The 19676-nt window shown below is 57.2% G+C and carries 15 protein-coding genes; 7 read left to right on the top strand and 8 right to left on the bottom strand.

Going from position 1 to position 19676, the window contains the following annotated elements; translation table 11 throughout:
* Positions 1-34: 34 nt before the first annotated feature.
* Both ACTIDN_RS03230 and ACTIDN_RS03225 read left to right on the top strand, forming a co-directional pair.
* Entirely contained in the window at positions 35-451 is a 417-nt protein-coding gene (locus ACTIDN_RS03230; protein ID WP_048839053.1) for a MarR family transcriptional regulator, read from the top strand.
* Positions 452-631: 180 nt separating this feature from the next.
* A complete protein-coding gene (locus ACTIDN_RS03225) occupies positions 632-1084 on the top strand; it encodes a hypothetical protein (protein ID WP_415508713.1) in 453 nt (150 codons plus the stop codon).
* 42 nt (positions 1085-1126) lie between these two features.
* Here the strand turns inward: ACTIDN_RS03225 and ACTIDN_RS03220 are convergent, their stop codons facing one another.
* Positions 1127-2158, bottom strand: coding sequence for an MraY family glycosyltransferase (locus ACTIDN_RS03220; protein ID WP_441375957.1), 1032 nt, complete (start codon positions 2156-2158; stop codon positions 1127-1129).
* Between the two features lie 59 nt (positions 2159-2217).
* Here ACTIDN_RS03220 and ACTIDN_RS03215 point away from each other — a divergent pair, with 59 nt between their 5' ends.
* The 3 genes from ACTIDN_RS03215 to ACTIDN_RS03205 are packed head-to-tail and all read left to right on the top strand — an operon-like array spanning position 2218 to position 5838.
* Entirely contained in the window at positions 2218-4227 is a 2010-nt protein-coding gene (locus ACTIDN_RS03215; protein WP_441375956.1) for a polysaccharide biosynthesis protein, read from the top strand.
* Positions 4224-5360 carry a DegT/DnrJ/EryC1/StrS family aminotransferase gene (locus ACTIDN_RS03210; RefSeq protein ID WP_441375955.1) on the top strand — a complete coding sequence of 379 codons (1137 nt, stop codon included), beginning with the start codon at positions 4224-4226 and terminating at the stop codon, positions 5358-5360. The genes ACTIDN_RS03215 and ACTIDN_RS03210 overlap by 4 nt, the downstream gene beginning before the upstream one ends.
* 13 nt (positions 5361-5373) lie before the next feature.
* Positions 5374-5838 carry a hypothetical protein gene (locus tag ACTIDN_RS03205; RefSeq protein WP_415508717.1) on the top strand — a complete coding sequence of 155 codons (465 nt, stop codon included), beginning with the start codon at positions 5374-5376 and terminating at the stop codon, positions 5836-5838.
* 82 nt (positions 5839-5920) lie between these two features.
* Here the strand turns inward: ACTIDN_RS03205 and ACTIDN_RS03200 are convergent, their stop codons facing one another.
* The 4 genes from ACTIDN_RS03200 to ACTIDN_RS03185 all read right to left on the bottom strand — a co-directional run bounded on the left by ACTIDN_RS03200 (position 5921) and on the right by ACTIDN_RS03185 (position 11018).
* Positions 5921-7204 carry an Hsp70 family protein gene (locus ACTIDN_RS03200; protein ID WP_441375954.1) on the bottom strand — a complete coding sequence of 428 codons (1284 nt, stop codon included), beginning with the start codon at positions 7202-7204 and terminating at the stop codon, positions 5921-5923.
* A gap of 99 nt (positions 7205-7303) precedes the next feature.
* Entirely contained in the window at positions 7304-8677 is a 1374-nt protein-coding gene (locus ACTIDN_RS03195) for a dihydroorotase (RefSeq protein ID WP_441375953.1), read from the bottom strand.
* Between the two features lie 37 nt (positions 8678-8714).
* Entirely contained in the window at positions 8715-10112 is a 1398-nt protein-coding gene (gorA, locus tag ACTIDN_RS03190; RefSeq protein WP_441375952.1) for a glutathione-disulfide reductase, read from the bottom strand.
* A 48-nt stretch (positions 10113-10160) separates the two neighbouring features.
* The gene (locus tag ACTIDN_RS03185; RefSeq protein ID WP_048839176.1) at positions 10161-11018 is read right to left on the bottom strand and encodes a ferredoxin--NADP reductase; all 858 of its coding nucleotides are present in this window, start codon (positions 11016-11018) and stop codon (positions 10161-10163) included.
* 417 nt (positions 11019-11435) lie between these two features.
* Between ACTIDN_RS03185 and ACTIDN_RS03180 the strand changes: the two genes are divergently transcribed.
* A complete protein-coding gene (locus ACTIDN_RS03180; protein ID WP_441375951.1) occupies positions 11436-13793 on the top strand; it encodes a helicase-related protein in 2358 nt (785 codons plus the stop codon).
* Between the two features lie 55 nt (positions 13794-13848).
* Here the strand turns inward: ACTIDN_RS03180 and ACTIDN_RS03175 are convergent, their stop codons facing one another.
* Both ACTIDN_RS03175 and ACTIDN_RS03170 read right to left on the bottom strand, forming a co-directional pair.
* Positions 13849-14799, bottom strand: a complete 951-nt coding sequence (locus tag ACTIDN_RS03175) for an SDR family oxidoreductase (RefSeq protein WP_441375950.1) — start codon at positions 14797-14799, stop codon at positions 13849-13851.
* Positions 14799-15380 carry a DedA family protein gene (locus ACTIDN_RS03170; protein ID WP_441376016.1) on the bottom strand — a complete coding sequence of 194 codons (582 nt, stop codon included), beginning with the start codon at positions 15378-15380 and terminating at the stop codon, positions 14799-14801. The genes ACTIDN_RS03175 and ACTIDN_RS03170 overlap by 1 nt, the downstream gene beginning before the upstream one ends.
* Positions 15381-15709: 329 nt before the next feature.
* Here ACTIDN_RS03170 and ACTIDN_RS03165 point away from each other — a divergent pair, with 329 nt between their 5' ends.
* Positions 15710-17689, top strand: coding sequence for a prolyl oligopeptidase family serine peptidase (locus ACTIDN_RS03165; RefSeq protein WP_441375949.1), 1980 nt, complete (start codon positions 15710-15712; stop codon positions 17687-17689).
* 94 nt (positions 17690-17783) lie between these two features.
* Here ACTIDN_RS03165 and ACTIDN_RS03160 read toward each other — a convergent pair whose 3' ends face one another.
* The gene (locus tag ACTIDN_RS03160; RefSeq protein ID WP_415508723.1) at positions 17784-19418 is read right to left on the bottom strand and encodes an NAD-dependent malic enzyme; all 1635 of its coding nucleotides are present in this window, start codon (positions 19416-19418) and stop codon (positions 17784-17786) included.
* Positions 19419-19676 lie beyond the last annotated feature (258 nt).

The following is a 19676-nucleotide window of genomic DNA, read 5'->3' as shown; positions in this document are numbered from 1 at the left end:
CTGACCATCGGTATCAAAACAAGGATGAAACGCGATGGCACAGAATGCAGCCCACGCAGAAGAACTGGTAAAAACCCTTCGGGACACCGTGGTGTCTCTCGTGCGTGGCGATGGTCCGGACCTGTCTGCCCGCCAGCTTGCCGTATTCCTGACCTGCTATCTGGACGAATCCGGCCACACGGTGCGGGGCCTTGCTTCCAGCCTGAATGTCTCTAAGCCTGCCATCACCCGTGCGCTGGACCGTCTGGGAGAGCTGGATCTGGCGCGCCGTAAGGTGGACCCGCTGGACCGTCGTTCTGTGCTGGTGCAGCGCACACCAAAAGGCGCGTCTTACCTGAAGGAAATTCGTTCCATCATGGGTAGCGCTGCGGATGATGAAGCCAAGAAGGCAACTCAGGCTGAGAAAAAAGAACAGCCAGTACGCCGCCTGCGCCGCGTAGCCGCTGCTTAAGCCAGACTGCAACCATGCACTTGTGCCGTTGATGCAGAAAATTTTGTGCTTCAACGGCCATAAGGCAACTTTTCCGCCTATCAGGACGTTTTGTTAAACAACTTTCAAATGCAGCACTCAGGGTATTTTAAAGCCTGCAACTGTATCTGAGACGAGATTGTTAACTAAAGGAACGTTCAAATGCGGTTTGCTTCATTTGCCGCCGCTGCGGCTCTCACTTTTGCAACAGCTTCTCTGGCTCCAGCCGCCTTTGCTGAAGGCGATGCCATGGGGACCAAAACGGGCACCATAACCCTTTCCGCCAAGTCAGCCGCTGTAGGGCTCGGGTACACCTGGGGTGATGCCAAACTGCGTTTTGGTGGTAAAACCTACAAATATTCTATCACCGGTGGAACGATCGCAGCCGTCGGCTTCTCTCACATCGAGGGCAAAGGCACGGTTTACAACCTGCATAAGGCTGAAGACTTCGCTGGCACCTACGCAGCCGCGCATGGTGAAGCCACGTTGGGTAACGGGTTGGGCGGTATGGTGCTTGAAAACAAGAATGGCGTCCGCATCAAGATCGAAACGGCAACCAAAGGAGCTCGTCTCGCAAGCTCTGCTGAAGGCCTGACTTTCGAACTTAAAAACTAAAGACTACTTGCCACAGCCGAAATGGCTGTGACAGACGCGCCGCTACCACGGGCCAACCGGATGGCGGCGTGTTCTTATAATAGCCAGTGCCAACCACCCTAATTGCGGTGCCGCCAGTAACGGAACGGCAATGCAGGCTGCCTTCAGCGGCAGGAAGGGGGCTGTGTACACGGCAACCATACCCCCCCAGAGAACAAACCCACATTCGCACAGTGTGATGAGCACGGGGTTCATGCCGCTGCGGTGCAGTACCTGATACAAATGGCCCCTATGCGCCTGCATAAGGGAATGCCCCGCAATCTTGCGCCGTACAAGCGTGAACAGGACATCAAAAATCAAGGGCGAAAGAAGCGCTGGCCCCAAAACCCAGCCAGAAGGCTGACTGGTATGACGAGTCATGTAAAGCGCGGCTGTACCTGCCAGCAGGCCACAGCCTTGACTGCCGACATCCCCTAAAAAAATGCGGGCTTTTGGAAAGTTGAAGGGTAGAAAGCCGCACAGGCACCCTGCAAGCATCAGGGCTGGCCACACCAGATCTGGCAGACCAAAATAAGTGCCGGTTGCGGCAACAAACAGATTTCCGACAATCAGACAGCCCGAAATAAGGCCGTTAAGCCCATCCATGAAATTGACGGCGTTGGTAATAAAAACAAGCCAGAATAATGAAAGCACCAGCCCATAAGATGGGGCTGGCCATGACGTGGCCGTGCCGCCAGCGATAACCAGGGCCGCAGCCGCAGTCTGCGCGACCAGTTTAATGGAGGCAGGCCACTGGTACAGATCATCCGCCCAAGACACGCAGGCCAGCAGCGCCGTGGCCACGGCTGTCAGAATAACATCGGCCTGCAAAACGCTATGGCCTGTAATGTCCTGAACGAGGGGGAAAAAAAGAAAAAAAGACGCCATCACCCCAACGCCACCCCCTTTGGGGACAGGGGTTTCGTGCGCGCTGCGGTGTCCTGGATGGTCCAATACGGCCAGATTAATCATGACACGCACCAGCCCTGCCGCAAAAAATGCAGCGCAAAGCAGGCAGAAAACAGCCAGAATGGGGTCAGAGAGGAGCATGGGCATATAATCGCGGTAATGTGCAGCTTCTAGGATGGCAAGTGCTACGCTATAGGTGCAAGGTAATGGTATCGCAACGCTCAGAGCCTTTTCATCGTAGTCCCAAGCTGCGTCCGCTCAATAGAATTCTGGTCAACATCCTTCTGGACGGTTTGTTGGCGGCTATTGCTGCGCCGCTGGCACGGTGGCTTGCCGCCCCGCAGGATGGCCTGCTGCACCCTCTGTGGTTTTTAGCAGGAGGGGCCATAACGCTGGTGGTGAGCGGTGTGCCTTTTCGTATGCCGCAGCAATATTGGCGCTTCTCAGGGGTTTCAGACCTTATTGGCATTGCCGGTGCTTCCGCTGCCAGTGCGTTGCTGTTTTCGCTAGCGCTGCTGATAGGCAAACATAATCTCCCCAGCCCAACCTTTCCCGTTATTTACGCGCTGGTTTTGCTGGTCATGCTAGGTGGGCTGCGTGTCTGCTACCGGCTGGCCTATGGGCGGGCGCTCCGCAAGGCTGGCCAGCGACGTGTTGTGCTGATTGGCGTTGATGCCGTGGCAGATCTGTACCTGCGTTCCATTGAGCGTAACCCGGAAGACGGTATCCGGGTTGTGGGGTTGATTGCTCTGGGCACGCATCAGGCAGGGCGGCGCATTCATAACGTGCCTATCCTCGGGCATATTGAAGATGTGACCGAAATTCTGGACCGTCTGGCACGGATGCACACCCTACCGGAATCTCTGGTTGTGACAGAGCCAACATTCCGGGGGGAGGGGCTTACCAAGGTGCTGGATGCAGCCGCAGCGCACGGCATTGCGGTGTTGCGCACGCCCGCTCTGACAGCCTTGACCCCGGCCGAACGGGTAGAACTGCGCCCTATCCCGCTTGAAGATCTGTTGAACCGCCCGCAGGTCCCTCTGGATCGAGACGGCATGGAACGCATGATCGGCGGTCGTACAGTGTTGGTCACTGGGGCCGGAGGCAGTATCGGGTCTGAACTGGTGCGGCAGATTGCACACCTTGGCCCAGCCCGTCTTATCCTGCTGGATCATGGTGAGTTTGAGTTGTGGCAAATTGATACGGAGTTAGCCGAGCAGGCCCCTCATGTGCCGCGTGTAGCGCTTGTGGCCGATATTCGGGATGAGAACCGTATTGAACGGATTATGGCGGCATATAAGCCTGCCCTTGTCTTTCACGCAGCAGCCCTCAAGCATGTGCCGATTGTAGAAGCGAACCCGGCGGAAGGCCTCCTCACCAACGTGCACGGTACCCGTGTGGTGGCTGATGCCGCAGCGCGGCACGGTACACAGGCCATGGTGGTGATCTCCACAGACAAGGCAGTTAATCCGTCCAGCCTTATGGGAGCGGCCAAACGGGCAGCGGAGATGTATTGTCAGGCGCTGGACATTCAGGCCCGGGCTTCGGGCAATGCGCAGGCCATGCGGTGTATTACTGTCCGGTTCGGGAATGTATTGGGGTCTACAGGGTCTGTCGTACCCCTCTTTCGCCGTCAGTTAGAGCGTGGGGGACCAGTGACGGTCACCCACCCAGATATGCGACGCTATTTTATGACTGTGTCAGAAGCCGTAGGTCTTGTGCTGCAAGCCAGTGTGCGGGGCACACATGGGGCGGGCCTGTCCGATACGGATACCTTGTTGCGTGGTGGCGGTATATTTGTGCTGGATATGGGAGATCCGATCAAAATTGTGGATCTTGCCCGCCAGATGATCCGCTTGGCCGGGCTGCGTCCAGAGGAGGATGTCGGCATCCGCTTTACTGGCATGCGTCCGGGTGAAAAGTTGTATGAAGAGCTGTTCCATGGCCGGGAAGCACCTGTGCCAACGGATAACCCGGGACTGCTGATGGCAAAACCGCGCGTGGTGGACCTGCAGGAGGTCTCCCATGCGGTCGATCAGATTGCGGCCTTTGCCCGACAAGGCAATGTTGAGGCAGCCTTGCGTATTCTGACGTTGCTGGTCCCCGAATTCACTCATAATCCCGACGGCAATCCCAGCCCGGCCTCTGCACAGAAGGTTGTGGCGGAGGGCGCGCCTCCCTTACATTCAGGCAGCACAGAACAGGTGGTTCAATGACCGATAAGACTGATAAACCGATTGCGTTTCTGGACCTGGTAGCGCAGCAAAAGCGCCTGGGGCCGGGGCTGCGCCAGCGTGTGGATGCGGTGTTTGACCACTGCCACTTTGTCATGGGCCCGGAAGTTTTTGAGCTGGAGAAACGTCTGGCAGAGTGGTGTGGTGCCAAGGAATGCGTCGGTGTTTCTTCTGGGACTGATGCCCTGCAAATTGTCATGATGGCCGAAAATATTGGCCGTGGTGATGCTGTCTTCCTGCCAGCCTTTACATATACCGCCACGGCAGAAGTCCCGCTTGTGCTTGGCGCTACCCCGGTTTTTGTGGATGTTGACCCAAATACATTCCAGATTGACCCTCAGCATCTTCGTGCACGTATCCGTGCCGTGCGTGATGCTGGTAAACTGACGCCCCGCGCCATTGTTGGGGTGGATCTGTTTGGTCAGCCTGCTCCATGGGCCGAATTGCGTACCATCGCGCAGGAAGAAGGCCTGTTTTTGCTGGCGGATTGTGCTCAGTCCTTTGGCGCGGACCTTGAGGGGAAACCGCTGGGGCGGGAAGCGACGGCCACTACACTTTCCTTCTTTCCGTCCAAACCACTGGGTGGCTACGGGGATGGCGGAGCAATTCTGACAGACGATGCAGAGCGGGCAGACCTGTACCGCTCCCTGCGGACGCACGGTGAAGGCAAAACACGGTATCAGGTGCTCCGGACAGGTATGAATGGACGATTGGATACCATTCAGGCTGCTGTGCTTCTGGCAAAGCTGGACGGCTTTAAGCAGGAACTGGCGCGGCGCGATGCGATTGCCCAAGCCTATGATGCCGGGCTGAAAGATGTTGTGCAGACACCTGTACGCGTTCCCAATAGCAAAAGCGCATGGGCTATTTACGCTGTGTTGCTGAAAGACCCGGCGGAGCGGGCGCCTCTTCAGGCACGGCTTAAAGACAAAGGCGTGCCATCCGCCATTTACTATCCGCTGCCCCTGCATAAGCAACCAGCGTACGAAACACACCATGATGGCGTGGCTCTGCCTGTTTCAGAGGATCTGGCAACGCGCATCCTGGCACTGCCCATTCATCCCGAGCTGACCGATGCCGAGGTGGCGCGTGTTATCGCTGCGGTGCGCGGGTAAGGAGCACATTGGCATGAGAAAAGAAACGGTCTTTCTGATCGGCTTTTTTATTCTGACAGTTGGTACCGCGAGTCTGATCTGGACATTCGCTCTCCCCAACCTCAAGCCCATCACGTTCCCACAGGTGGCGAGCGGCGAGATTGAGGTAGGACCCATGCGGCACAAACGTGCGCTGACAGCCGATGAGGTAAAAACCCTCAACACATGGTTTGAAGGCCATAAGGGAGGCTGGGGGCCATTGAACCGTACCCCTCCGTCTTCAGGGGATTCCCGCGTCAGCCTGAAAGATCAGAACGGGCAGGAAGTGCTGGACCTGACCCTATGGACCGGCATTAGTGCGGCAGACTGGAACGCAACCGTATTTGTTGAAAGCCCGGATGGCCAACATGTGCACACTGAGACATTCTCAGAAGAACAGTTTGCCCCTCTCCGCGCATTGGTAGATCGCTTCAAGTTCCAGCGGACATCATTTCCGTAAGCGCTGCGCTGGCGTACCACAGATATAAAAAAGGCCATGGGGAGTATTCCTCATGGCCTTTTTTATGGTGGGTTGTAACGGGTCAGGCCTGACCGTTCATAAGGGCAAGCCCTTCGGCTACAGACACAAACTCGCCGCCCATATCCACGCGCTCCTCGCCAAAACGGTCAGTAAACAGGCGGCGTACTGCTGGAACAAAAGAGGTTCCGCCGGTCAGGAACACACGGTCAACTGCGGAGGCCGGTAAACCGGCATTTTCCAATGCCTGATCAACCGCACGGTCAAACTGTAAAAGGTCTGGCGCAATCCAGCTTTCAAAATCCGCACGGGTAATGGTGTGTTTGACGTGAAAACTTCTGTGCTGGAAGCATAGCTCGGTGCTTTCAGCTTTGGAGAGAGCACTTTTGGCGGCCCCAACGGCACGGTAGAGGGCCTGCCCCTGCTGGTCCTGCACCAGATCAATCAAGGCCCGTAGCTTGGCGGGGTCTGACACCGTGCGGGCAACATCTTCCATGGCGCGCAGGGTCTGGGGTGTACGCATAAGGGCCAGACGGTGCCAACGGCCCAGACTTGCATACCATTCTATGGGTACAGGCAGAGGCTCTCCGCCCATGACACGGTAGGTGCAGTCCCGGCCTAACAGAGGGGCAATGACTGTATTGATAATCCGGTAGTCAAACTGGTCTCCGGCAATGCCAACACCGGCATGGCCTAAGGGTTCGGCGTGGCCGGGTTTGGCCGGGTCAAACCGCATGACCGAGAAGTCACTGGTGCCGCCACCAAAGTCCCCTACCAGAATGGTGGTGGGTTCCGTCAGGCGCTGGGCAAAGCGCCAGCCTGCGGCCTCTGGTTCCCACGCCAGAGTAACGTGAGAGAAACCGGCAGCTTTAAAACTGTCCTGTAACCGTTGTTCACCCAACGCATCGTCAGGAAAGTCACCTGCGAACTCGACGGGCCGCCCTACGGTCACATGCACACCGTTTGGGTTGACGCCCACAGCTTTCATCAAATTGGCCAGAAAATGCGCAATAAGCGCTTCCAAACTCAGGCGGCGGCTGAAGACCTGTGTTTCCCGAAAAGATTTCTGCGCCAGATAAGACTTCATGGACATGATCATGCGGGAATCCGCCGGATCTTCCAGATATGCATCAATGGCGGCAGCGCCTATGGCCTCCTGCTGGACAATGCGGGCTCCCACTTCTTCCTGCCAGAAACACAGCAGGGTGCGGCAGGTGTCTGAGGTCGGGTGTTCAGGGAAGGTAAAACGCAGGGTTTCCGTTTTGCCATCAGGGTGGGCCAACACAACAACGCTGTTGGTTGTGCCAAAATCCAGACCGAGTTTCAGGGTTTTGTCAGGCGTGGGCATTGTGCAATCCGTCAGGCGATAAAAGACAAAAAACATCCGGGCAGTAGCTGCCCGGATGTGTCAAAAAGAACAGGACCTTAAAAAGGAAAAGGCTGCTTATCAGACCGCAGGGCGGTCTGTCGCGTCAAATTTCAGAGGTTCGCCAATGGCCTGCTCAACCAGCGTACCTTCCCACATGACCTGGTGCCCTCGCACAATGGTGCCAACAGGGCGGCCCATAAGCTGCGTGCCGGTAAAGGGAGACCAGCCACATTTGGAAGCCAGCCAATCCTGCTCCACGGTCCAAGTGGTTTTCAGGTCCACAATGGAGAAGTCAGCGTCATATCCCACAGCAATGCGGCCTTTGCGCACAAGGCCGAACAGGCGCTGTGGCCCGGCGGAGGTCAGGTCCACAAGGCGGCGCAGGGTCAGGCGGTTATTGGCCACGTGGTCCAGCATGAGGGGCAGCAATGTTTGTACCCCCGGCATACCGGATGGAGAGGCCGGATAAGGCTTGTTTTTGTTGGCAAGGGAATGCGGAGCGTGGTCGGACCCAATAACATCCGGCATGCCCTGACTCACCCAATGCCACAGCCCATCACGATGCGCACCGGAGCGAATGGGCGGGTTCATCTGCGCAAGCGTCCCAAGGCGGGCATAGGCTTCCTCACCCGCTAACGTCAGATGCTGGGGAGTGACTTCACAGGTGGCAATGTCCCGATGCTGTGAGATCAGTTCCAGTTCCTGCGGTGTGGTGATGTGCAGGATATGAACCCGGCGGCCCGTTTTACGCGCAAGGCGGAGGGCGCGGGTTGTGGCGCGCAGGGCGGTTTCATCATCCCGCCAGACAGGGTGAGAGGAGGGGTCGCCTTCCACCCGGTAGTCCACACGGTCTTTCAGCCGTGCTTCATCTTCTGCATGGATGGCCACCCGGCGGCGGCCGGAACGGAAGACGCGCTCCAGCATATCATCTTCAGAGACCAGAAGATTACCGGTGGAAGAGCCCATAAACACTTTGATGCCTGCTGTGCCCGGCAGTTTTTCAAGATCACCACATTGGTCTGCGTTGTCGCTGGTGGCCCCCACATAAAATGCGTGGTCACACCACATGCGGCCTTTGGCGCGGGCCAGCTTGTCTGCCACAGCTTCGGGCGTGGATGTGGTGGGTTTGGTGTTGGGCATTTCAAAAACGCCTGTCACGCCACCGAGTACAGCGGCGCGGCTTCCGCTTTCCAGATCCTCATTTTCCGTAGCCCCCGGCTCACGGAAATGAACCTGTGTGTCAATGACGCCCGGCAGAATGGTCAGCCCTGTGCAGTCCAGCGTGCGCTCGACTTTGCCTTGCCCGCCAATGGCGGCAATCAGGCCATTGCGCACATAGACATCCGTTATGACCGTGGCGTCCGGCAGCACAACGGAGCCGCCTTTCAGGACCAGATCATAGGAGTCGTGGGCCGTAGCAGCGGCATGGGGCGGGGTGCTGGAAAGGGGCATGGGGCTTTTTCCTGTCAGGGGCGTGGTAAAAAGCGTCTTAGCTGGCTTTTGGTGTTTCGCGCGTGCGGGTACGCAGAGTGACCAGTTCCTCGGCGGAGGTCGGGTGGATGCCAACCGTGCGGTCAAAATCCACTTTCCGGAGGCCGGCAGTCACGACAATGGCTACGCCCTGCATCATTTCGGCAGCATCATCACCCAGAATATGCGCACCCACCACTTTCTGGCTGGCTTGGTCCACAACCAGTTTCATGATGGTTTTGCGGTCTTTACGGCCGCTCAGGGTGTGGCGCATGGGGGTAAAGCGGGTCAGGTAAATATCCAGCACACCGTTTTTGGCGGCTTCCTCTTCCGTCAGACCGACTGATGCGAGTGGAGGAGAGAAAAAGACCGCCTTGGGTGTGGTGTCGAGAGACCAGGTGCGCGGCGGCTCCTTGCCAAACAGGCTGTCTGCCAGATTATGGCCTTCTGCAATGGCAACGGGGGTCAGGTTCAGGCGGTCTGTTACATCGCCAATGGCGTAAATGTTTGGCTGGCTGGTTTCCTGCCTGTCATTCACGGCAATGCGGCCACCCTTGGCTGTGCTGACGCCAGCTTTCTCCAACCCGAGCGAATCGATCTTCGGGCGGCGGCCTACGGCAAAAAACACGCAGTCTGCGTCCAGCGTCTGGCCGTTATTCAGGCTGACGGTGTAGGCGGTGCCTGTCTTTTCTATACGTGTGGGGGAGGCGTTGCAGTGCAGGGTGATGCCACGCACGGCAATGGCATCCTTCAATTCTTTCCGCAGGTCTTCATCAAAACCGCGCAAGGGTAGATCGTGGCGTTGCACCATATCAACGGTAGAGCCGAGACCTGCAAAAATACCGGCAAATTCCACGCCAATATAGCCGCTGCCTACAATCACCACGCGCTGCGGGCGCTCAGTCAGGTGGAAGGCCTCGTCAGAAGTAATGGCGTAGTCTGCGCCCGGAATATCCAGCTTGAGTGGGGTAGAGCCAGTGGCAATGACAATCCGTTGGGCTGTTACCGTGCGCGGGGTCTCCTCAGGAGCCAGCGGCGATGGCTCAACCACAACGGTATGGGCATCTTCAAACCGTGCATGGCCGGTAAACAGGGCGATGCCTGCTTTTTCCAGCATGGACACATAAATGCCGTTCAGGCGGGTAATTTCTTTGTCTTTGGCGGCTATCAGGGTCGCCCAGTCGTGGGTACCGCGTGTGCTGGACCAGCCAAAAGCATGGCTGTCATCCACCAAGTCACCATATTCGCTGGCCTGCACCATCAGTTTTTTAGGGACGCAGCCCAGATTGACGCAGGTGCCACCCCAGTGGCGGCTTTCAACAATAGCAACTTTGGCACCATGGCTGGCGGCAATACGCGCACAGCGTACCCCGCCAGACCCTGCACCAATCACAAGAAGATCGAACTCGTGGGACATGGTGCAGGCTCCTTGGTGTGTTGGGTCTGAAAAAGAGATAAGAGACCCTTAGCGTCCGGCGAAGGCTTTTTCCACCACATAAGAGCCGGGGTTGGACATGTTGCCTTCATCAAACCCACGCGCCTGAAGCAGGGCTTCCGTATCGGCCAGCATTTCAGGTGACCCACAGATCATGACACGGTCATGCTCAGGGTCCAGTTCCGGAATGTTGAGGTCACGGAAGATCTGACCGTTTTCAATCAGCTTGGTGATACGGTCTGTTACGGCATACTCTTCACGGGTTACGGCTGGGTAGTAAAGCAGCTTGCCTGCAATATCTTCTCCCAGAAACTCATGTTCGGGCAGTTCGTGGCGAATGTGGTTGTAATAAGCCAGTTCGCCAGACAGACGCACGGTGTGGCTCAGAATAACCTTTTCGTATTTTTCATAGCAGGCCGGGTCTTTGATCAGGCTCATGAAAGGGGCAAGCCCCGTACCTGTGGACAGGAAGTACAGGTTACGGCCCGGGCGCAGGTTATCCAGAATTAGGGTGCCAGTTGGTTTGCGGCCCACCAGTACGGTGTCCCCAACCTTGACATGGCGCAGGCGGGAGGTCAGCGGGCCATCCGGCACAGCAATGGAGAGGAACTCAAGTTCATCTTCATAGTTGGGAGAAGCCAGAGAATAAGCGCGCAGTAGCGGCTTTTCGTTCACTTCAATCCCGATCATCGCAAACTGCCCGTTTTCAAAGCGCAGGCCGGGGTCACGCGTCGTGGTGAAGCTGAACAGGCGTTCCGTCCAATGGTGTACGGTCAGCACTTTTGCCGGGTAGAGGTGGCCATACTCCTTAGTGGGCGGCGCAAGGTGCCATACACCCTCCTGCCCTTCGACCGGCAGAAGGGCTGTAGGCACTTCGTCAGCCGTCATTTTGGGCAGAATGTCAGAGAAGGTTCCGGTCAGCTGTTCTGTCGTGGTGTCAGACATGGGCCGCTTTATACTCCTGATTGCGGGTGCGCTTTTGCGTATAGTGTGGCGGCGTTTCTAAGGGGTGCGGCGGTTTTCTGCCAGCTTAAAGTGAACAAAGCCCCTCCTTGCTTCCTGCACGGGTGCTATGCTTTTCCATCGTAAACAAGGGGTTAGCAATAGAATAAAGTACCGTTCTACAGCGTGGGACAGAGCAGTTTTTTGGCAGGATAGTGCCGGTATAGTCACGCAGCGCTGCGTGAATCCCACATTCTGCTTTTGTAGGGGCGTGTTTGAAAAGCAGAAAGGTTATGTGAAAACACATGTGTTTTGGCGCGCAGGGCATTGTTCCGCACCGCGTGATAGCGCAAGAGTAATGGCATGACGTCAGAACCTTTTGCTTCCCCCGCCCGCGAGGCGTTTGCCCATGTTTCCGCCCGCACAGGGTTTGCAGTAGACCCCAAGGAAGAGCAGGAAGTTATCCGCCGTGTTGCCCGTGCGCTGGAACCGGATGCACGGGACATTCCGGATGAAACCTTCCGCGATATTCTCTGCACCGTGCGCCGCAAAAAGCGTATCTCCCGCCTTGTTGACCTGACGCGCCGGAGTGGGCGCATCTGGGTGACGCGGGACGAGATCGAGCAGGCGGTTGCCACCATCACCGAGCCTGAGGCGAATGATACCGTGTTGGAACGGGCCTTGGCACCCGTTGCACAGGAGCGCCTGCGGTCTTATGCCGCCACGCCGCGCAAGGTTTTTGACGCCATTCAGGCAGACTTGCTGGATACAGGGCGCGTTTTATCCCCCGGTCAGATAGACCTTCTGCTTATGGCCATTGCTATTGCATTTGGCCTGCCGGAAGGAGACCCGTTTCTGGACACGGCGCGCAGAGACGAAGCCCAGCGCCAGAAAACTGCCCACACTATTGAGCGTACCGCGCAGGAAAAACGCCAGAAGGAAGAACAGCGCCTCGCTGCGTGGGAAGAAAGCCTCGTACCGTTCAAGGACGTGCCGCGCTTGCTGCGCTGCTCCCACAAGGAGGCCCTACGCTGGATTGCAGAGAACAGGCTGCCTGTTGCCCGAAAGGTCAGCGAATCGGGTGGTCGTGAGCGGTGGGAGTTTGACCCTGCCGAACTAATTGCCCTGCGCGACAAACTGGGGGAATGGCGGGACGGTACGGCAGCAGCAACCCCTGGCAGCCCCCGTGTTCAGGCAGATATGGGCCGCAAGGTGGCCAATTCCGTTATCGCGCGTGTGGCAGCGCTAGACCGGTATGCGGCCCATTTCCGTACCGCCCGTGCCTTGAATCGGCAGATTACGCTGGTAACTGGCCCAACTAATAGCGGCAAATCCTACACGGCCCTGAATGCTCTGGCGCAGGCCGATAGTGGGCTTGCTTTGGCCCCCCTGCGGTTGCTGGCGCATGAATTCCGGGAAGCTCTGGCGTCTCGTGGCGTGGAGGCTTCGCTTTCTACCGGGGAGGAGCGCATTCTGGTGCCCAGCAGCAAACATCTGGCTGCTACGGTTGAAATGTGCCCCTTCTATAATCCCGTTGATGTTGCGGTGATTGATGAAGCCCAGATGCTGTTTGACACAGACCGTGGGGCTGCATGGACGGCTGCCATTATGGGGGCACCGGCGCGGCATTTGTATATTCTGGGCGCGCCGGATTGTATTCCTATGGTGCGGCGTATTGCTGAACTCTGCGGTGACCCGGTGGATGAAATTTCACTGGAGCGTAAAAGCCCGCTGCGGTCAGCCAGTCAGCCCGTCAAGTTGGCAGACCTGACAACAGGCGATGCACTGATAGCCTTCTCCCGCCGCGAAGTGCTGGACCTGCGTGCAGCCCTCATGCAGCACGGGAAACGGGTTGCCGTGGTGTATGGCGCGCTCAGCCCGGAAGTACGCCGCGCGGAAGCCCAGCGCTTTAACTCCGGTGCTGCTGATATTCTGATTGCAACTGATGCCATTGGCATGGGGCTTAACCTGTCCATCAAGCGTGTGGTTTTTGCCGCACTCAAGAAGTTTGATGGCCGCCAGACTCGTGACCTCACTGTGCAGGAGGTCAAGCAGATTGGCGGGCGTGCTGGCCGTTACGGAAAGCATGAGGTCGGTACGGTAGCCGTATTGGCCGGGGCAGGTAGCCCCTCCTTTATCCGCCGTCAGCTTGAAGCTGATACGGAAGAGCAGAGTGACCTGCGCCCCTATGTGCAACCTGATGCAGATATTGTGAAAGCCGTTGCGGCTGAAATTGGGTCGGAAAGTCTTTATGGCGTTCTGTCACGCATTCATCGCGCAGTGCTGCGTAAGGATGACCCCAATTACCGCCTTGCGGATATGGAACAAGCCTTTGACATTGCGTCCGCTCTGGAAGGGGTGGAGGGACTGGATCTCACAACCCGCTGGTCTTACGCTATGTGCCCCGTAGATGACCGCGATAACGGGATTAAGCGTCTGGTAGGTTGGGCGGCTGATCACGCTGCGGGCCGCCGTGTCATGCCACCTGGTACAGGCAGGCTACCACCCAGTGAGCGGGCAAGCCGTGAAGAGCTTGAGCGCGCAGAAAAGCGGCATAAACGCTTGGTCGCATGGCGCTGGCTGGCGTTGCGCTTCCCTGATTTCTACCCTGACCGGGAGGAAGCGGAGGAGACAACACGCAAATTGAATGACTGGATTGAAAGCGTATTGCGACAGCAGAGCCGCACCCGCACCACATCCGGGCGCGAACGGCGGAAATAGGCAGAAGGTACGGGCTGGCTTTAACCAGCCCGCTACCGTTACCAGCCTGTTAGTCTTACCAACCCAGACCGGTCAGGCGTTCGGACACATCCCATAGGCGCTCAGCCGTACTGGCTTTTAACGCAGCGGCAGGAACATGCGCTGGTCCCGGTTGGCCCCGGCGCTCCTTGGTGCCCTGTGGGCCATAATAATCGCCGTCCCGTGCGGTGGGAGCCAGCGTGGCATAAAGCAACGGTTCTGCCCCACGCGCAGCCGACTGTCCCATAACGCGCAAAACTGCACCGCCCAGCACGCGTTCTACCTTACCCAAGGCTTCAGGCAGCGCAGAGGCCGGGCCATTGGCGATGATGGAAGTAGAAGACCAGCCCGGATGGGCCGCGCGAGAATGAATATTCCAGCCAGCTTCACCCGCTTTGCGTGCCAGTTCCCGTGCAAACAGAAGGTTGGCTAGTTTGCTTTGCTGGTACGCCCCAAACGGGCTGTAACGGTGCCGGGACTGTAGGTCGTCAAAATGGATGCTCCCTTTGCAGGCAGCAAGACTGGCAACGGTTGTCACTACGCCACCGCCCGGTGCTGCCTCAAGCAAAGGGCGTAAGTGGTAGGTCAGGGCAAAATGGCCAAGATGGTTGGTGCCAAACTGCACTTCAAACCCATCCTGCGTTTCCTGCCGCTGGGCCGGTGCCATAATACCAGCGTTATTAACCAGAATATCCAGCCGGTTCGTAAGCTGGGCAACCTCTGCTGCACAGGCGGCTACGGAGTGTAGAGATGTCAGGTCAAGTGTAAGCATCTCGACTAGCGCTGTGGGGCAACGGGCCTTTAGCGCTGCAAGGGCTGCTGTGCCGCGCTCTGCATTCCGTACAGGCAGTAATAACCGTGCACCGCGCGTGGCCAAGCCACAGGCCACTTCAAACCCCAGCCCGCTATTGGCACCTGTTATGAGGGCAACCCGTCCGTCAAGGTTGGGTTGCTTGGCCGTTACGGCCCATTCATGGCGGCCCAGCATTATGAGGCTATCCGCAAACGGTCGTCTTTTTCCGCGGCTTTCATGGCTTCCTCCGTCAGACGTTTCTCATTGCGTTTGAGGAACAGGAACGAGCCCCCGATGATAATGATGGCGCAGATACCAAACCCGATACCAACCGGCCCGGATAGTTTCAGAACCTCATTACCCAACAGGTAAGTGCCGATGGCGTAACCGCCAGCCCAGCACAGTCCACCCAACGCATTGTGCCATAAAAACGTATGCCACGGCATATGGTTCGCGCCAGCCAGCAGGGCAACAAACATGCGCAGCACGGCAATAAAGCGGCCAAAGAATACAACAGACCCGCCATGCTTTAAAAATACATAGCGGCCAAGCAGCAGGCGCTCAGGTGTCAGGCCGAATTTGGGGCCGTATTTCTGCAACAGCTTCAGGCCGAGGGCTCGCCCTATCAGGTAGCCAAAATTATCGCCCATAATAGCACCAGCCACGGCAGCAATAATAACGCCGGTAATGCTGAGCTTATGGGTGGTCGCGCAGAAGAGCGCACCAGTTATGATCAGGCTTTCTGCTGGTAGCGGAAACCCCATGCTTTCCAGCATGACCACAATCCCCACAACAGCGTAGCCGTAATGAGCAAACAGACTGTTGAGGTGCTGAAGCGAAAAGAAGGATTCAAGAGTGTGTAGCAGGACAGGGCATCCAGTTCTGTCTATGGCAGGTCTTGCAGGCAGGAAGCCTGTAGACGGCAGAGTGTCAAGCATGTGCCATGGTGGGGCAAAGTCTGCGGTGCCATGGCAGTCTCTGCTGTGCTGCCCCTAAGGGGGTTGAGGCTACCGGTATCATGCCTGAAGATAGGCGCTCTGTCTTGTCGCTTCCATGTGGCATGAAACAGCTTTTGCCATTTGCTTCTGTAGTCAGGAAAACTGCCATGTCTGTTTCCACCACGCCTGCTCCTGCCCGTCAGCCTTTGCCCTGTGGGTCATGGCCCTCTCCGGTTACAGTTGATCTAGTGGCAGGTAAGGCGCTCTCTCTATCTGAGGTGAGTGCCGATGGTGCCATGGTGTACTGGCTTGAACGCAGACCTGCCGAAAAAGGGCGCACAGTGCTGCGGCGGTGGCAGGAAGACCTTGGCGCGCAGGATGTTCTGCCTGCGGTGTATGATGTTGGCACCCGTGTGCATGAATATGGCGGTGCCCCGTATGCAGTGGGGCATGGTCATGTCGCATTTTCAGAGAAAAAATCCGGGGCACTGTGGTTCTTTGCCAAAAATACAGAGGCCCCGCTGTGCCTTAGCCACACAGACGGTCTGCGCTACGCTGACCTGCGCTTTGCTCCGGATGCGTCCTGCCTTCTGGCTGTGCGGGAGGATCATCGCACGGAGGGGGAAGCAAAAGCAGCTTTGGTGGCTTTTGCGCTCACACCAACTGAAAAAGGCGTACAGGCTGGCCCGGAACAGGTGCTGCATATGGGCCCGGATTTTCTGGCCGCGCCCAGTGTGTCTCCGGATGGACGTTATCTGGCATGGATTGAGTGGCAACACCCGAATATGCCGTGGGATTCGACACGTCTTTGCGGCGCCACACTGGTACGTACACCGGAAGGGCAGATTTCTGGTCTGTCAAACCGGCATGTTCTGGCCGGGGCAACGCACGATGAATCCCTCATAGAACCACGTTGGGCAGCGGATGGCACGCTTCAGGTTGTGTCTGACCGTACTGGTAGTTGGACCGTCTGGTGCATACAGCCGCAGGAGTTTGAGCAGTGTGATGTTGCTTTAACGCCCGCGCCTGTTCCGGAGGGCGAAATTGGTCAGCCTGCCTGGGTGTTCGGGCAGCGGAGCTATCAGCCGTTGCCCGAGGGGGGATGTGTGGTGCTGGCCGTGCAGGATGGCACAACCCGCTGCCAGATCACCGATGCAGCGGGAGCTGTAACGCGTTTTCATGCCCACCCGGAGCAATGCCCTGTTCGGCTTGATGATGGCCGGTTTGCATGGCTGGAAGCTCCCTGTGACGCATTGCCTGCCGTAGTGGTTGGGACAGCACAGGGTGGGGTGGCGCATGTTGTGCAACGGGCCGCTGACTTAACTCTGGATAGACACGATATTTCAAAGCCGGAGACGATTCGCTTTCCCGTTGACCCTGATGGCCCAGCGCTTGGTCATGCCTTTTTTTATGCGCCTGCAAATAGCAGAGCCCGCGTACCAGAAGGAGAAAAACCACCCATGATTGTGCTTGTGCATGGTGGACCCACAGCCCGAGCACAGGAAGGCTTTTCCTTTAAGGTACAGTGGTGGACGTCGCGCGGCTTTGCTGTGCTCGATGTGAATTACGGAGGGTCCACCGGATTCGGCCGGGCATGGCGCAACCGGCTGAAAGGCGCGTGGGGTGTTGTGGATGTGGCAGACTGCATTGCCGCTGCACAGCACATGGTGAACACAGGCCGCGTTGATCCCAAGCGACTCGCAATTCGTGGTTCGAGTGCCGGGGGGATGACGGTTTTAGTGGCGCTTGCCTCTTCTTCTTTGTTTGCTGCCGGGGTCAGCCTGTATGGGGTGACGGATCTGCGGGCTTTGGCGGCAGAAACACATAAATTCGAAGCCCGGTATCTGGATGGGCTGATTGGTCCTTGGCCGGAAGCCGAATCGGTCTACCTTGAACGCTCGCCCATCAGCGTGGTAGCGCAGATCAAAGCGCCTGTTCTCATGTTGCAGGGGCTGGATGACACGGTTGTGCCGCCCAATCAGGCGCACAGCATGGCCGTAGCCCTTCAGAAAGCTGGTACATCCTGCACACTTCATGAATTCGCAGGGGAGGGGCATGGGTTCCGGCAGGAAAGCACGCTGCGTCGGGCCTTAGCGGCTGAACTTTCCTTTTACGGACAGGTTTTCGGGTTCACGCCAGCTTCCTGATTCATTGAATTCAGCAGGATAAGGAAAAGGCCGATTCTCAAGAGAGAATCGGCCTCTGTGCCCTAAGCCTTCCGGCTCTGCGGCCTCCCTGAGTCTAGCTTTGGTACCGTGGGGAGTATGTCAGGCTCTCAATCCAGGCCCGAATATCCTGCGGGCGCTCGACGGTTGCGGCACCCTTGTCAAAAATATACTCGGCAATGCGCGCCGCAGAGGTAATGGAAACCTCCAGAATATCGCTCTGGGGCGGGAATAACCGGCCACGCTCCTGATAAACAGGGCTCACCTGATCAGCCAAGGCTTTGGCGGATTCAATCACCATATCATCGGTAATAATGTCAGGGCAGGTGGCGTATACGGCCAACCCAAGAGCCGGGAAAATATAAAAATTGTTGGCCTGCCCAGGATAATGGGTCTTGCCGTTCAACTTAACTTCAGGGAACTGAATACCAGCCGCAAAGAGCGCCTGCCCGTTGGACCATTCGTAAGCCTGCTCCGCCGTGCACTCACTATTTTTTTCAGGAAGTGAGAGCGCAAAAATGACAGGGCGCTCATTGAGGGCCGTCATGGCTTCCACCACCTCCTGCGTGAACGCTCCCCCAGCCGTCGAGACCCCAACCAGCACGGTAGGTTTGAATGTCTTGACCATATTCAGCAGATCACGGGAGGCAGGAAGCGTCTTGGCGTAACGCTGTTGGGAGGGGGACAAGTCCGTGCGGGAGGTTTCCAGCAGGCCGTTTACATCCATCAGCATGATGCGTGAGACCGCGTCTTCCTCTGACAATCCTTCCAGCTTGAAGGCAGAGACAAGCATATCTGCCGTGCCCAACCCGGAAGACCCAGCGCCAAGGAACAGGATTCGCTGGTCCTTAAGCGATTCGCCCTTGATTTTCAGGGCGCTGATCAGCCCCGCGAGCGTGACGGCGGCAGTACCCTGAATATCATCATTATAGCAGCGGATACGGTCTTTATAATGTGCCAGATACCGGATGGCGTCTGTGCCTTTCCAGTCTTCAAAATGAATAACGCAGCGCGGGAAAACGGTGCGGACAGCCTGAATGAACTCCTCCACAAAAGCGTCCAGCTCTTCCTCGGGGGGCGGTTCACGCCGCAGGCCCAGATAGAGGGGGTCTGCCCGCAGGGCGCTGTTGGTGGTGCCAATATCCAGCTGGATGGGGAGCAGCACATCCGGCGGTACTGCGCCACAGGCCGTGTAAAGGTGGAGCTTCCCGATAGGAATGCCCATACCGTTTACGCCAATATCGCCGAGGCCCAGAATACGACCACCGGTGGTGACGCAAATAACCCGTACATCTTCTACAGGCCAGTTGCGTAACACCTCTTCAATGCGACCGCTCATGTCCAGGCTGATATACATGCCGCGCGGGCGACGATAGATATGGCTGAACTGCTTGCAGACCGTGGCCAGAGTTGGTGCGTACACAATAGGCACAAACTTGGCGGGGTTTGACATCAGAACCCTAAAAAACAGGGTTTCATTCTGGTCACGCAGGCCGCTCAGATAAATATACCGTTCAAGGTCATTGGGTTTGGTATCAAGGTGGCGTTGCACACGCTCAACCTGCCGCTCCGGGCTTTCCACATGGGTAGGGAGCAAGCCTTCAAGGCCATAGAGCCGTCGTTCTTCTGCAGAAAAGGCTGTGCCTTTGTTCAGTCGGGCATCATTCAGCAAAGACAGGCCCCGTGCATGGGGGGCGGAAGCGGTTGGCATGGCAAACCCTTTTGAAGTGGAAAACAAATTCCGGTCAAACCGTATGGCAAAGAACAGGCGGGCGAGGTGTGATGAGTATGGAACGCAGCAAAACTCTAAGTGTCGCCGTTTGGTCTTTTCAAGAGTGAGTTACGCTGCACGAGGGAATGTGAAACTGAATTTAAACAGTTCCAAACGCAGAAAAGGCAGCCGAAGCTGCCTTTTGAGATGGGGTGGTTGCCGTCCTCCCCGCACGGCATCGCAATGTGCCAGAATGGT

It is taken from the genome of Acetobacter sp., assembly GCF_052102375.1.
Taxonomy (GTDB): Bacteria; Pseudomonadota; Alphaproteobacteria; order Acetobacterales; family Acetobacteraceae; genus Acetobacter.
Note: the sequence above shows the minus strand (reverse complement) of the source record. Positions and strands in the feature narration are given on the sequence as shown.

Bases quoted from the DNA above. Each gene is read 5' to 3' on its own strand.
- ACTIDN_RS03165 (WP_441375949.1), top strand. From the start codon at position 15,710: ATGTCTGTTTCCACCACGCCTGCTCCTGCCCGTCAGCCTTTGCCCTGT.
- ACTIDN_RS03230 (WP_048839053.1), top strand. From the start codon at position 35: ATGGCACAGAATGCAGCCCACGCAGAAGAACTGGTAAAAACCCTTCGG.
- ACTIDN_RS03200 (WP_441375954.1), bottom strand. From the start codon at position 7,204: ATGCCCACGCCTGACAAAACCCTGAAACTCGGTCTGGATTTTGGCACA.
- gorA (WP_441375952.1), bottom strand. From the start codon at position 10,112: ATGTCCCACGAGTTCGATCTTCTTGTGATTGGTGCAGGGTCTGGCGGG.
- ACTIDN_RS03185 (WP_048839176.1), bottom strand. From the start codon at position 11,018: ATGACGGCTGACGAAGTGCCTACAGCCCTTCTGCCGGTCGAAGGGCAG.
- ACTIDN_RS03225 (WP_415508713.1), top strand. From the start codon at position 632: ATGCGGTTTGCTTCATTTGCCGCCGCTGCGGCTCTCACTTTTGCAACA.
- ACTIDN_RS03195 (WP_441375953.1), bottom strand. From the start codon at position 8,677: ATGCCCCTTTCCAGCACCCCGCCCCATGCCGCTGCTACGGCCCACGAC.
- ACTIDN_RS03180 (WP_441375951.1), top strand. From the start codon at position 11,436: ATGACGTCAGAACCTTTTGCTTCCCCCGCCCGCGAGGCGTTTGCCCAT.
- ACTIDN_RS03175 (WP_441375950.1), bottom strand. From the start codon at position 14,799: ATGCTGGGCCGCCATGAATGGGCCGTAACGGCCAAGCAACCCAACCTT.
- ACTIDN_RS03170 (WP_441376016.1), bottom strand. From the start codon at position 15,380: ATGCTGGAAAGCATGGGGTTTCCGCTACCAGCAGAAAGCCTGATCATA.
- ACTIDN_RS03220 (WP_441375957.1), bottom strand. From the start codon at position 2,158: ATGCCCATGCTCCTCTCTGACCCCATTCTGGCTGTTTTCTGCCTGCTT.
- ACTIDN_RS03210 (WP_441375955.1), top strand. From the start codon at position 4,224: ATGACCGATAAGACTGATAAACCGATTGCGTTTCTGGACCTGGTAGCG.
- ACTIDN_RS03215 (WP_441375956.1), top strand. From the start codon at position 2,218: ATGGTATCGCAACGCTCAGAGCCTTTTCATCGTAGTCCCAAGCTGCGT.
- ACTIDN_RS03205 (WP_415508717.1), top strand. From the start codon at position 5,374: ATGAGAAAAGAAACGGTCTTTCTGATCGGCTTTTTTATTCTGACAGTT.
- ACTIDN_RS03160 (WP_415508723.1), bottom strand. From the start codon at position 19,418: ATGCCAACCGCTTCCGCCCCCCATGCACGGGGCCTGTCTTTGCTGAAT.